Genomic DNA, 12,921 nt, shown 5'->3' on the forward strand with positions numbered 1-12,921 from the left:
GACTTGATGCCGATATCGCCCACGCGCTGATGAGCATCAACGCGGTGAAAGGTGTCGAAATTGGTGACGGCTTTGAGGTCGTGGCGCTACGCGGCAGTCAGAATCGTGATGAAATCACCAAAGACGGCTTCCAGAGCAATCACGCCGGCGGTATTCTGGGCGGGATCAGTAGCGGCCAGCAAATCGTGGCCCACATGGCGCTGAAACCGACGTCCAGTATTACCGTTCCGGGTCGCACCATTAACCGTTTTGGCGAAGAGGTGGAGATGATCACGAAAGGTCGTCACGATCCGTGCGTGGGGATCCGCGCCGTGCCGATTGCGGAAGCGATGCTGGCGATCGTGCTGATGGATCACCTGTTACGTCAACGGGCGCAGAATGCGGATGTCAAAACGGATATTCCACGCTGGTAAGAAATGAAAAAAACCGCAATAGCTCTGCTGGCGCTTCTTGCCAGCACGGCCAGCCTGGCGGCGACGCCGTGGCAGAAAATTACCCAGCCCGTGCCGGGCAGCGCGCAGTCAATTGGTGGCTTCTCGAACGGCTGCATAGTGGGAGCGGATACACTTCCCGTGCAGTCGGATCACTATCAGGTAATGCGCACCGATCAGCGCCGCTATTTCGGTCATCCCGATCTGGTGATGTTTATTCAGCGGCTGAGTACGCAGGTGAGCAATCTTGGACTGGGTACGGTGCTGATCGGTGACATGGGCATGCCTGCTGGTGGTCGATTTAACGGTGGACATGCCAGCCATCAGACCGGTCTGGATGTCGATATTTTCCTGCAGTTGCCAAAAACACGCTGGACGCAGGCGCAACTGTTGCGTCCCCAGGCGCTGGATTTGGTGGCCCGTGACGGTAAACATGTCGTGCCAGCGCTGTGGAAACCGGAAATCTCCAGCCTGATTAAGCTGGCGGCGAAAGATAACGACGTCACGCGTATTTTTGTGAATCCTGCCATCAAACAACAGCTTTGCCAGGATGCCGGCACCGATCGCGACTGGTTACGTAAAGTGCGACCCTGGTTCCAGCACCGTGCGCATATGCATGTCCGATTACGCTGTCCTGCCGACAGCCTTGAATGTGAAGATCAGCCGTTGCCTCCGCCGGGCGATGGCTGTGGCGCTGAGCTACAAAGCTGGTTTGAACCACCAAAGCCCGGCACAACAAAGCCTGAGAAGAAGACACCGCCTCCGTTGCCGCCTTCCTGCCAGGCGCTACTGGATGAGCATGTACTCTGATGGATAATTTTGCGGACCTGTTTATGGTCTCTCCGCTGCTGTTGCTGGTGTTGTTTTTTGTGGCAATGTTGGCTGGATTTATCGACTCACTGGCGGGCGGCGGCGGCCTGTTGACCATCCCCGCGCTGATGGCGGCAGGGATGTCTCCCGCGCAGGCGCTGGCAACCAATAATCTGCAGGCCTGCGGCGGTTCGATTTCTTCTTCAATTTATTTTATTCGCCGTAAAGTGGTGAACCTCGCCGAGCAAAAACTCAATATCGCGATGACGTTTATTGGTTCGATGAGCGGCGCACTGCTGGTGCAGCATGTGCAGTCAGGTGTGTTGCGACAGATCCTGCCTGTTCTGGTGATCTGCATTGGTCTCTACTTTTTGCTGATGCCGAAAGTGGGTGAGGAAGACAGACAGCGTCGCCTGTACGGTCTGCCGTTTGCCCTGGTGGCCGGTGGCTGCGTAGGCTTCTACGATGGTTTTTTTGGCCCGGCGGCAGGTTCATTTTACGCGCTGTCGTTTGTCATGCTGTGCGGCTATAACCTTGCTAAATCGACGGCTCACGCCAAGGTGCTGAATGCCACTTCCAATATTGGCGGCCTGCTGCTGTTTGTCATCGGCGGGAAAGTGATTTGGGCCACCGGTTTTGTCATGCTGATCGGGCAATTTCTCGGGGCGCGGATGGGGTCACGACTGGTACTGAGCAAAGGACAGAAGCTGATTCGGCCTATGATCGTCATTGTCTCGGCGGTGATGAGCATGAAACTTCTTTATGATAACCATGGACAGGAGATTCTCCACTGGCTGGGGATGAATTAATGAACAGTACGCACCGCTACGAACAATTGATTGAGATTTTTAACGGCTGCTTTGCCGATGATTTTAATACCCGTCTGATTAAAGGCGACGACGAACCGATCTATCTTCCTGCTGATACGGAGATCCCGTATCACCGGATTGTTTTTGCGCATGGCTTTTACGCCAGCGCATTGCATGAGATTTCGCACTGGTGCATTGCCGGAAAAGCGCGCCGCGAGCTGGTGGATTACGGCTACTGGTATTGTCCGGACGGTCGCGATGCGGTGACACAGGGGCAGTTTGAAGATGTGGAAGTGAAACCGCAGGCATTCGACTGGTTGTTTTGCGTGGCGGCGGGATATCCGTTTAACGTCAGTTGCGACAACCTGGAAGGCGATTTTGAACCGGACCGCGTGGTGTTTCAGCGTCGGGTTCATGCACAGGTGATGACGTATCTGGAGGAGGGCATTCCCGAACGTCCGGCGCGCTTCATCAAAGCATTACAGAATTATTATCACACGCCTGAACTTACGGCGGAACAATTCCCGTGGCCAGAAGCGCTCAACTGAAGCCAGTGCCACGTTACAATGAGGAAAGAAGATGATCGCGGAGTTTGAATCACGCATTCTGGCATTAATCGACGACATGGTAGAGCATGCAAGCGATGATGAGCTGTTTGCCAGTGGATATTTGCGTGGCCACCTGACGTTAGCCGTCGCAGAACTGGAAGGTACTGATGACCATTCTGCTCAGGCCGTCTATGCCAACGTCACCCGCAGCCTGGAAAACGCTATCGGTGCCGGTGAGTTGTCGCCGCGCGATCAGGCGTTAGTCAAAGAGATGTGGGACGCGCTGTATCAGAAGGTGGCGCATCAAGGCGTTTAATAATGACTCAACAGAGGGTCAATTAGACATCTAAGCGAAAGTGTCTCATTGTGGGTCCGATAGTGAATTCTTTATTGGACCCAAATTCAGGTATATTGTGAAAAAGAGAGAATTTCCTTAATATATTGCAAGGTATTACTTTATGCATAAATTAATTTTAATTTATCAGATATTTCGCAAATGTAAGAGTAAAAAACGCACTATATAATCTCTCTCAAATTCAAATAATCGCTTTGATGAATTTTAATGCGACTATTTAGTCTTCTTTGTTATATAAATATAATCTTAAAAAAATATCAGAGGGTTATATTTTAGAAATCCAAAGTTCATAATATTTCCAGCTTGAGCCATATACGAATTCAGGCTGCAGACTGTGTATACGCGCGACTAGCTATCAGGGTTGTTAGCTACTAAATGTATCATAATAGGGACTAAGAAAATGAATGAGCTACTCATCAAAGCTTATGTTAAGGGGTTAAATGGGGCCGAACGTGTCCATAACTACTTTAAAGATGAGCGAGGCGTGACAGCTGTAGAATATGCAATTGTACTTGCTGGCGTTGCAGCCGTAGTCGCAGTGATCTTCGGTAAAAATGGTACAGTACAGACGTTGTTAGAAAGTATTTTCAAAACGGTATCGCAACAGGTTTTGGATTCTATCACTTCCAATGCCAATCCATAATAAGCGTTGAGCTAATGCGGGCAGAAAATATTCTGTCCGCACAGTTTAATAAAGTGAATATTAATAAAATGGTGTGAAAACATCATTTTTTATGTGTAAGCAAAATATGGTAATCCCTTTGTAGGCTTCGCAATCGGCAAAGTCCGTGCGGTAGCTATGTCCTAAATAAATGTATATCATGTACGTATTCCTCAATATACATTTACTCCTATTATAGAACTTAACTCTTATATTCAATTTTCCCATAATATGCGGACGATGATGGCATCATAAATCATAGTTTGCGTCATATAAATTATGACGTCACACATATTAGCCTGATAACGTTGAGGATATCAATGAGCAAAAAATACTCATTAATAATTAATATTGCCATGATCGTTATTGGTATCATTGGTATGCTTTTTTATTATATGGCGAGCAAGAAACCCCAGTACAAGCCCAGTCAGGTGCAGAAAGTTGTTCAAACAAAAGTTATCGAAGCGCCTACTGAGAGTATTACCGTCGCCGTTGCGAAGAAAAATCTGCAAAAAGGGACGCGCTTAACCTCTGGTGATTTTCAACTCGAAACCCTCAAGATAAAAGAGGGGGGGAATGAAAAAAGTACACTTTCAGTGGGCGATATTGATAACTGGATGCTCAAAAGTGATATCTCAGAAGGTGCAAAAATACCCCAGGCAATTTTAGTTAAGCCAGGTAGCGACGAATATATAAAAATGTCAGCAAAGCCTGGAAGTATAGTCTACGGCTTCTCTATTAAAAAAAATGATAGCTATCTCTTCAATAATGCGCAAACTGGCGGCGGAGTAGATATTTATCTGGCCTATAATTTGAGAGTAACAAAAGACGAATCCGGAGAGATAAAGACTGCGCCAGTAACGGATGCAACGGATCACATTAATGGTCGGCATTTTAAAATGTTAATGAAAAATAAGAAGATACTGTCCATTCAAGCGGTTACATCGAAAGTGAAAAAAGTAGTATATGAACAAAACCCCATGATGAATGAAGGTTATATTTTAGTGGAGCTCACGCCTGCAGAAGTGATAATGCTGAAAGGTTTAGAGGATGCAAAACTGTATATTTTTCCAACAAGCGAAAATATTGCTGAATTTGATCCTACGCATTCTGTCTTAGTGGGGGACGAAGGCCAGTGGCCGATTGATAATAGCAATATTTTATCGACTGCGGTTCAAAGTGCGACAACGATTCAAAATGACAGTGAGCTTATAAGAGAGTTTCGCGGCGAGAATAGTGCTAACAGTTCGATAAATAGCAAATAGCGCTAAAAGTATTAATAATACGGATGCTTAAAAAAGGATAGATTTATGTCGAAAACAGCAAAAGTGCTCGTTTTATTTTGTTTATGTCCATTATTACTATCGTCTGCCTTTGGAGAAGATTTAACACTGAAGGAAGGGCAAGCAAAAAATATTTCATCGCAGCAGAAAATAGAGACTGTTTTCATCTCAAACCCAGAAGTTGCAGATTACAAAGTCATTGATAATAAAAAAATTGTCCTGTTTGCCAAGCAACCAGGTGTGGCTGATCTAACGATTTACGGAGTGAAAGGAAAAGTATTAAAAAAAATCAGCGTTGCCGTTGATGAAATCGGAAGCTCCCTGGCCCAAAAGGTGAATAAAAAATACCCTGGCACCAAAATTAGCATTGAGCGCTACATGAGTAAAGATAAGGCAACTTATATTATTCAGGGTGAAGTGGCGACAGAAGAATTAAGAGATGAGATCTATAACACCGTTGGTAGTCTTGTTGGCAGTGATAAAAAAGAAGAAGACGTCACCTGGAGTGAAAACTCGCCAGGCGGCGGCACGGGCGGCACCAAGATCGACCATTTAAGTAAAAAAAGATGGGGCAATATCATCGATCGCATGACTGTACTATCATCGCCGCAACAGGTTAATGTGAAGTTAACCGTTGTTGAAGTGACTAAGCAATTCACCGATGCGTTGGGCATTGAATGGAGCAGCTTAACACTGGACAGTATCATCAACGGGGGGAGTACAGCAAACAGCGCGGGAGTCTTCAGCTTAATTGGCTTCAAAGGCGGATTTGATGCAGGAAACATTAGTACTGTTATCAACGCCGTCAAAAATGACAGCATTGCGAAAGTGTTAGCACAACCGAATTTAACCGTACTCTCAGGAGAGTATGCCAGCTTTCTGGTAGGAGGGGAGATTCCAATTGTTGTCGATAGTGGTGGCAACAGTACGGCATCTGTGGAGTATAAGGAATACGGCATACGCCTTAATATTGGCGCAAAGGTGAATCGCACTGATAAAATCCGTCTTTTCATATCTAACGAATTAAGTAATGTTACAGGGAGCTACACTTACAACTCCTATGCTATCCCGACCATTAACACCAGAAGAACACAATCCACAATAGAATTAGCCGATGGAGATAGTTTTGTCATCGGTGGATTACTGACTGAAACTGACCGAGAGTCTTTATCTAAAGTGCCGTATGCCGGCGATATCCCAATCCTTGGGGCTTTTGCCCGAAGCTCACAGACTGAAAGAGAGAAGAGTGAGCTGGTCGTATTCGCAACTGTAAAATTAGTAAAACCGTTTTCAGCAGAAAATAGCTATAAAATCCCCACTCCCCAATACCATAAAACTTCAGTAGACAAACTTTTCTTCAATGTCGGTGTTGCTGATGAACACACTAATAGACTGGAAGAAGACGCAAGAAGTTTTATTTCACGCGGTGGATTTATCCGATAAGGAACGGGAGGGAAAATGCTGGATCTTACTAAAATTAACAAAAGAAATATTGAGAATAAAAATAACAATTCCACCATTGGAACTGTTGCTGTCATCTCATCACGTAGTCATGTTTCTGCTGGAGTCATGACCCAAATACGTGTGAACGGCTGTCAGGACATTATCCAGGTAAATAAATTTTTCAATGATATTATCGATGATAAAGAATTAACATCGTCAGAGTATCTCATCGTTGATATTGAAGATTTTAACGATATAGACGTGATACAGGAAAAGATAAAATATCTCTTTCCTGCTGCAACGAAAAAAATATTTATTGGTGATGTTGATTCAATTACCTTTAGCAATGAAATGAAGCGAATTGGAGCAGTATATTTGCATCTTGATTCACAAATTACATTGCTCGGTGTTACATTGAAGAATTTTGAAACTGATATTACAAGTGTGAGCTATACACAACGAATCAGTATCCTGGGCTGCAAAGGGGGAAGTGGAACTTCTTTTGTTGCATACCAGTTTTTTAGATCAATCTGTGAATTAAGTCATTTACCTGTATTGCTTGTTCAGGGGCACACAGGCACACCCGATCTTGATCTCATATCAGATACCGCTCTACAGCAGGACGGTGTAATAACATATCTTGATGCAATACGTGGGATGAAGATTGCTACTGATGAAGAACAATGGCAGTTTGATGCCGACGAACACAAAAATTATAATATTGTTGTTTTTGACCACAATGTAACAACCCAGGTGAGAGATAAACTTGCCTACATTGTCCCTGGTTCCGATTTTATCTTTATTGTCGTAACCAGAGAACTCTCATCAGTGCGCAATGCCCGCCTTATCATTGATGAATTAGAACGGACAACCACTACTTCAGATAATCAAAAGAAAAATTCAAAAAATATTATCATTCTGAATGAAAATCATCATTCAAGACCGGATGAGTTGACTAAGGAAGATATAGAAAATTACCTTGGCAAGAAAATTGATATTTTTCACCCTTTCATTAAAGATGTAAAAAAGACTGATAATAAATCAGAACTCTATTTCTTTACGGCTAAAATGTTGGGCAAAAATATAAAAGGCGGGGCACTCGGGAAAAAACAGAAAGGTCTATCGCTATCTTCAATATTTAAAAAGAAGAAAAATAGTTAATGAGCAGTTTGTCATCGTGGCTATCCCTCGGCAAGGCGCTATATTAATCATGGGCCTTATATGAATAAATCCATTTCCTTTATCTATTTCAGACAAGAAGTACTCAAAAACATAGATCTGGAACAAATTGAAAGTATCAAAGAAAACCGTGCGGAACTCATTAACGAAGTTAATGCGGTTATGCGTAATGTTATTAATAACAATCGCACAGAGAATTATCTCTCTGCACCGGAGCGTCAGGAACTGTGTGAGTTAGTTGTTGATGAAATTACGGGCTATGGCCCATTGCGCGAGTTAATGGAAGATGAGTCAATTAGCGATATATTGGTCAACGGCCCGGATCGTATCTTTGTAGAACGTAAAGGTCGCCTGGAACTATCTGATAAACAGTTCATCAATAATGAGCAGTTAACAGATATTGCCCGACGTCTGGTGGGAAAAGTAGGAAGGCGAATTGATGACGCTCAACCACTCGTGGATGCGCGTATGCCTGATGGTAGCCGTCTCAACGTAGTTATTTCTCCAATATCTATTGATGGCACCTCAATGTCGATCCGTAAATTTGGTAAGGGAAATATAACTCTGGGAGAGCTTATCAAATATGGCAGTATGAATGAAATGATGGCCAATTTCCTGGTAATCGCCAGTCGTTGTAGAGTCAATATCATTGTCTCCGGGGGGACAGGTTCGGGCAAAACAACGCTACTAAATGCGATGTCCCAATATGTTGACGAAACTGAACGTGTATTGACACTTGAAGATGCTGCGGAACTTCGCTTACAACAAACACATGTATTAAGACTAGAAACGCGATTGGCCGGTTCAGAAAACCAAGGGCAAATCACGATGCGAAATTTGGTTATCAACTCACTTCGTATGCGCCCGGATCGTATTATTATTGGGGAATGCCGTGGGCCTGAAGCCTTCGAAATGCTGCAGGCGATGAACACCGGACATGATGGTTCTATGTCAACGCTGCATGCTAATAACCCGCGTGATGCATTAGCTCGTCTTGAGAGCATGGTAATGATGGCCAATTCAGCATTACCACTAGTAGCAATACGGCGAAATATCTCAACTGCTGTAAATATCATTGTTCAGGCTTCACGTCTTCCCGATGGTTCCAGAAAAGTAATAAATATATCCGAAGTCATGGGGATGGAAGGTGAGAATATTATTCTCCAGGATATCTTTTCTTATGCTGCTAATCCTGAAAGAGATAATAATGGTATGATCACGGGTACGTTTACATGTAACGGTCTTTTGCAGCGGTCAGCAGTTTATCGGCAAGCTTTAATTCATGGTTATCTTGATCCGTTACGGCAACTATTTGGGAATAAAGTCTCATGATAATGGCAATGATTTTTATCGTTATCTCTATTTGTGGCATTCTTCAAATATATTTATCGTTAAAGAGAACGAAGGAAATAAAAGGAAAGATACTCTCGACTAACATAATTGCCAGCCAGGAAGTAGCAAGTAAAAAACAACCATTCAAAGATTCAATGGAAGGAGTTTTCATTTTTATTGAAAAACTTCATGCTAATCTTATTGGTAAAAAAAACGAGCACATTTTTAAGCATGTAGCGATAATACTGGTGGCATGTGCCGCAGCATTATATGTAAACATGGAGTATCTGAATTTCAGCAATATTGTAATAACTAATATCACGTTACTTTCTACTATCTATATTTTGTATATGCGACAAGTAAAAAAGTATCGTCGAGAGTTTGAGCGGGATTTCTCCGAGGCACTCAATATAATTAATAGTGCGGTACGAGTAGGGCGCCCGGTATTGCAGGGTTTTGAAGAATGCTCACGGGTGATAGACAGTGATTTCGGAAGAGAGTTTAAACGTATTCTCATGCGGCTGGATATCGGAGATGATCCTGAGCGCATATTTATGGATTCATACGAAAAATTTCCCTATAGTGAATATTTTTCATTTGTTATTACGGTACTTATAAATATGAAAGGTGGCGGGCAAGTTAGCGAAGTGATGTCCCGCCTGACAATGTTAATCTCGGCAAGTAAGACGTTGGATAGGAAAAAAATCGCAATGACTGCTGAGGCAAGAATGTCGGTTAAAGTACTGGTCATTATTCCTGTCTTTTTCTTCTTTTTCCTGAAGTTTGTGGCACCAGATAACTTTGAAATTCTTGTTGGAACCGATGCAGGAAAATATATTCTTTATTACGCATTAACAAGTATATTAATAGGGCTATTTATCGTTTGGTCTATGATGAATAAGGTTGGGTGAAATGATATATATTATTTCTTTTATTGTTTTTCTGACAGGGGTCAGAAGTATATTACTCCTTATTTATCGCAAGCAACGTGCCAATAAAGTTAACAAGCTAATTAATTTTTCTAAAGTAGATAGCAATAAAAAGAATATATTAACATATGGCACAAATTTGATAGAAACACAACTGGACAAAACTTTCAAGAAAAATAGCAAACTTGTTTCCATTTCATCTGAGCTAGATAAAAATGTTAAAGTTAAGGCGTTTTTATTCGTTGTGATAGCGTCACCAGTGCTCATAGCAAATTATATAGGATGGATGAAGCTTGATAATCAGATGCTAATGATTGCACTGTTGGTCATACTCGGAGTGATTGTTATCGTACCTTCGAGAGTACAAACGGCTATTTCTCAGCGGCGATTTCGAAGAATATCCAATGACATTCCTTATTGTATAGATCTTTTAGCCGTATGCATCCAGTCAGGTATGACAGTCGAAGCTTCGCTTGCTTATATTTCTCATAAGATGGAAGTGATCAATAAAGATCTGTCTTCGTTGCTTATTCGCACTGTTTTGAGAGCTGATGTTAGTGGTATTAATGCTGCACTTGAACAACTTTCTGGGGAAGTGGTTAATGAAGAAGTAAGAATGATGTGCTCAGCATTATTACAGAGCACAAAATTTGGATCGTCAATATATGCCGTACTTATAGATTTATCAAAAGAAATTAGACAGATGCAATTACTTGCAATGGAAGAAAAAGTTGCAGCTCTTTCTGCAAAAATGACATTCCCAATGATTGCTTTTATTCTCTTTCCCCTGATCGCAATTGTTGCCGGTCCGGGCCTGATTAAGATGACTTCGACATGGTAAAAAGATTATTACCCCTATTAATGCTTGCTGTGCTATCTGGCTGTACAGGTGGGCCTACGAATGCATCTGATGAAGAACAAAAGGAATATATCCTCACTCAACTGAATGATTATCAAGGGCTCATTGAGATATACAGAAATAAGCTCAGTGTTAAAGATAATGATGATGAACGATACTATCTGTCCCAGCTATATAATAAAATTGGCGACTATAATTCATCGAATATTTATCTGGCACCGTTGGTGGAAAAAAAAGGAAATAAAGAATATTTACTGCTGAAAACACAGAATCTGCTTGAGTTAGGAAAGGAAAATGAAGCCCAGACCATTCTAAATGAAATGCTTGCACATGATGACTCAAACGGGGAATTATGGAATTTACAGGGTATTTTACTGGCTCAAACAGGAGACTATCTTAAGGCAACGTTATCTTTTGAAAAAGCAAGAGGTCTTTTTTATGATGAAGAGGTTGTCGTCAATAATCTGGCCATGATGGCTATTCTGCAAGGAGATTATGTTACGGCAAGAAATTATCTTCTCCCATTGTATTCTCGGAAAGAATATAAACCACAAACTGCTTATAATCTTGCGTATGCTCTGGTGAAATCCGATGATTATGAGAGTGCGAAAAAAATTATTATTGACGATAAACTCTCAACATCACAACCTGATGCGCTAATTGCATCCCTGGCAAAATTATCACCGCGAGAACATTTTAAAATCGAAGGACATAAAAACGATGTTGCAGTGACTGCAAGCACAAGCGTTGGGCTGGATCAAAATAAGACCCGGACAATGCCTGCATCTGATGCACAGAAAGAACTAAAATCTGATGATTCTTCTCAACCGGTTAGCAGTGGGATATCACAGAATTGTACATTTGATAAAAGTATTTCTGATACTGTTCTCCCATTTGCTGGAGAAATACCTCATGCTAAATTAATAGCCAATCTGACGTCTGCCGGTATATCTGGTGGTGATAGAATTGCTCTTTATTCTGTCTACCCACTTAATTATAGTGTGATGCCCAAACGTTATGACAATATAGTCGAAATAGAGATATTTAACGCTCAACCTATGAAGCGTATTTATGAGTCTCTCCTCTCAAATATACAAAAACGGCAGAATATTAAAAAAATAGAAATCATGAATAATGGCAATGGAAACTCGAAACTGCAAATAGTAACTAACAAATGTATTACAACTAAAAATGTTTCACGTTTATCAGTTAACGGCCAGTATAAAGAGAAAATAATAATTGATCTTAACTATTAGTGTATTGCTTACTTAATCTTCTCGCTTATGCTTGCGAGGCTGTAGATTGTCTGCCCTGGATATTTAAGAATTAATAGTCATAATGCACTCTTTTACTATCATTATTATTGGGGGAGAGTGAATGGAGCGAGTATGGAATATAAAATTAATAATTTGCTTGATACATTATCTGGGATTGATGGAGTTCTGGGCGTTGCTTTAATAGATAACACAATTAAAGAAATCGTACACAGCAAAAATATCAATGATAGGTTTGGTTTTTTGAGTACAGGTATGAGTGATATTATCAGGGCGAATATAAAGTTTAGCAAGCTCTCTGCACAACAAAAGACTATGGAAGATATATTAATTACCTATAGTGATGATATATTTCTTTTAAAACAAGTTCCTGAAGCAGCAAAATATTTTATTTTTATTCGCATTGCGCGAGATGCAAATATTGCATTGACTCGCCTGCGATTAAATGAAAAATTTTCTAATTTGTCTGTGCAATAATCTTTAAAAGTTATTGTTGCATACAGTCCAGGTAATTTGCTTTATCGGAAAGCAAATTGGTGTTGAAAAATTTACGATGGTTAATGACGATGGATAAAATTATGTTACCGTTTGGTATGAATGACGTTGAGTCTGACCTTTCCGAGCCAGAATTAGAAGCGCAAGATCAATCCGATTCGATGGCACAGCATAGCGATGCAGAAGTTAATAATATTTCTGAAGTGCTAATCAATGAATTAAAAGCCGAGCTTGAACGCTTCTCGGAAGGGAATGCAGTATTAAAAAATTTGCTCATATCTACAGCAGATGGTTTTGAAATTGCCTCTCTTCTCACGCCAGGCTATGAACTCCATATTCGAAAAGTATCAGCATTAACCAGTTCCCTGCTGGGGATCAGCTCTGCGATGTTAACTGAAGTGGGGGGCGGTGAGCAAAATGCCGTTTTTATGGAGAGCGACCAAAACATGATTCTTTTTAATCGCATCCCGGCCGCACAAAAGATGTTATGTTTGATGGCAATAACATCAAAAG

General features: G+C 41.7%; 15 protein-coding genes. All 15 read left to right on the forward strand.

The window, feature by feature from the left end; translation table 11 throughout:
- A partial coding sequence (locus AB7E14_RS11695) for a chorismate synthase (RefSeq protein ID WP_428169541.1) occupies positions 1-413 on the forward strand: 413 nt, incomplete at its 5' end.
- A gap of 3 nt (positions 414-416) precedes the next feature.
- Positions 417-1,241 carry a penicillin-insensitive murein endopeptidase gene (mepA, locus tag AB7E14_RS11700; RefSeq protein WP_058586890.1) on the forward strand — a complete coding sequence of 275 codons (825 nt, stop codon included), beginning with the start codon at positions 417-419 and terminating at the stop codon, positions 1,239-1,241.
- The gene (locus AB7E14_RS11705) at positions 1,241-2,050 is read left to right on the forward strand and encodes a sulfite exporter TauE/SafE family protein (protein ID WP_428169542.1); all 810 of its coding nucleotides are present in this window, start codon (positions 1,241-1,243) and stop codon (positions 2,048-2,050) included. Before mepA ends, AB7E14_RS11705 begins: the two co-directional genes overlap by 1 nt.
- The gene (locus AB7E14_RS11710) at positions 2,050-2,598 is read left to right on the forward strand and encodes an elongation factor P hydroxylase (protein ID WP_428169543.1); all 549 of its coding nucleotides are present in this window, start codon (positions 2,050-2,052) and stop codon (positions 2,596-2,598) included. The genes AB7E14_RS11705 and AB7E14_RS11710 overlap by 1 nt, the downstream gene beginning before the upstream one ends.
- A gap of 31 nt (positions 2,599-2,629) precedes the next feature.
- Positions 2,630-2,914 (forward strand): YfcL family protein, encoded by a 285-nt coding sequence (locus AB7E14_RS11715; protein WP_042999969.1) that lies wholly within the window; start codon positions 2,630-2,632, stop codon positions 2,912-2,914.
- 439 nt (positions 2,915-3,353) lie between these two features.
- A complete protein-coding gene (locus tag AB7E14_RS11720) occupies positions 3,354-3,596 on the forward strand; it encodes a Flp family type IVb pilin (RefSeq protein WP_099434015.1) in 243 nt (80 codons plus the stop codon).
- Positions 3,597-3,934: 338 nt separating this feature from the next.
- Positions 3,935-4,879 (forward strand): hypothetical protein, encoded by a 945-nt coding sequence (locus tag AB7E14_RS11725; protein ID WP_316962460.1) that lies wholly within the window; start codon positions 3,935-3,937, stop codon positions 4,877-4,879.
- 45 nt (positions 4,880-4,924) lie between these two features.
- Positions 4,925-6,340: a type II and III secretion system protein family protein gene (locus AB7E14_RS11730; protein WP_316962461.1), complete on the forward strand. Its 1,416-nt coding sequence runs from the start codon at positions 4,925-4,927 to the stop codon at positions 6,338-6,340.
- Positions 6,341-6,355: 15 nt separating this feature from the next.
- Positions 6,356-7,501, forward strand: coding sequence for a hypothetical protein (locus AB7E14_RS11735; protein ID WP_316962462.1), 1,146 nt, complete (start codon positions 6,356-6,358; stop codon positions 7,499-7,501).
- Between the two features lie 60 nt (positions 7,502-7,561).
- Positions 7,562-8,851: a CpaF family protein gene (locus AB7E14_RS11740; protein ID WP_046401769.1), complete on the forward strand. Its 1,290-nt coding sequence runs from the start codon at positions 7,562-7,564 to the stop codon at positions 8,849-8,851.
- Between the two features lie 8 nt (positions 8,852-8,859).
- A complete protein-coding gene (locus AB7E14_RS11745) occupies positions 8,860-9,762 on the forward strand; it encodes a type II secretion system F family protein (protein WP_165589449.1) in 903 nt (300 codons plus the stop codon).
- A 1-nt stretch (position 9,763) separates the two neighbouring features.
- On the forward strand, positions 9,764-10,621 hold the full coding sequence (locus tag AB7E14_RS11750; RefSeq protein ID WP_046401770.1) for a type II secretion system F family protein: 858 nt from the start codon (positions 9,764-9,766) through the stop codon (positions 10,619-10,621).
- A complete protein-coding gene (locus AB7E14_RS11755; protein WP_052729108.1) occupies positions 10,615-11,895 on the forward strand; it encodes a tetratricopeptide repeat protein in 1,281 nt (426 codons plus the stop codon). The genes AB7E14_RS11750 and AB7E14_RS11755 overlap by 7 nt, the downstream gene beginning before the upstream one ends.
- A 132-nt stretch (positions 11,896-12,027) precedes the next feature.
- On the forward strand, positions 12,028-12,390 hold the full coding sequence (locus AB7E14_RS11760; RefSeq protein ID WP_058586885.1) for a hypothetical protein: 363 nt from the start codon (positions 12,028-12,030) through the stop codon (positions 12,388-12,390).
- A gap of 89 nt (positions 12,391-12,479) precedes the next feature.
- Positions 12,480-12,921, forward strand: a 442-nt coding sequence (locus AB7E14_RS11765; protein WP_428169544.1) for a hypothetical protein, incomplete at its 3' end; no start/stop codon positions are given.

The organism is Citrobacter sp. (assembly GCF_050252275.1).
Lineage (GTDB): Bacteria > Pseudomonadota > Gammaproteobacteria > Enterobacterales > Enterobacteriaceae > Citrobacter_A > Citrobacter_A amalonaticus.

Excerpts from the sequence above, each read along its gene's own strand:
- AB7E14_RS11710 (WP_428169543.1), top strand. The coding sequence starts at position 2,050 with ATGAACAGTACGCACCGCTACGAACAATTGATTGAGATTTTTAACGGC.
- AB7E14_RS11705 (WP_428169542.1), top strand. The coding sequence starts at position 1,241 with ATGGATAATTTTGCGGACCTGTTTATGGTCTCTCCGCTGCTGTTGCTG.
- AB7E14_RS11760 (WP_058586885.1), top strand. The coding sequence starts at position 12,028 with ATGGAATATAAAATTAATAATTTGCTTGATACATTATCTGGGATTGAT.
- mepA (WP_058586890.1), top strand. The coding sequence starts at position 417 with ATGAAAAAAACCGCAATAGCTCTGCTGGCGCTTCTTGCCAGCACGGCC.
- AB7E14_RS11715 (WP_042999969.1), top strand. The coding sequence starts at position 2,630 with ATGATCGCGGAGTTTGAATCACGCATTCTGGCATTAATCGACGACATG.
- AB7E14_RS11750 (WP_046401770.1), top strand. The coding sequence starts at position 9,764 with ATGATATATATTATTTCTTTTATTGTTTTTCTGACAGGGGTCAGAAGT.
- AB7E14_RS11755 (WP_052729108.1), top strand. The coding sequence starts at position 10,615 with ATGGTAAAAAGATTATTACCCCTATTAATGCTTGCTGTGCTATCTGGC.
- AB7E14_RS11740 (WP_046401769.1), top strand. The coding sequence starts at position 7,562 with ATGAATAAATCCATTTCCTTTATCTATTTCAGACAAGAAGTACTCAAA.
- AB7E14_RS11730 (WP_316962461.1), top strand. The coding sequence starts at position 4,925 with ATGTCGAAAACAGCAAAAGTGCTCGTTTTATTTTGTTTATGTCCATTA.
- AB7E14_RS11720 (WP_099434015.1), top strand. The coding sequence starts at position 3,354 with ATGAATGAGCTACTCATCAAAGCTTATGTTAAGGGGTTAAATGGGGCC.
- AB7E14_RS11745 (WP_165589449.1), top strand. The coding sequence starts at position 8,860 with ATGATTTTTATCGTTATCTCTATTTGTGGCATTCTTCAAATATATTTA.
- AB7E14_RS11735 (WP_316962462.1), top strand. The coding sequence starts at position 6,356 with ATGCTGGATCTTACTAAAATTAACAAAAGAAATATTGAGAATAAAAAT.
- AB7E14_RS11725 (WP_316962460.1), top strand. The coding sequence starts at position 3,935 with ATGAGCAAAAAATACTCATTAATAATTAATATTGCCATGATCGTTATT.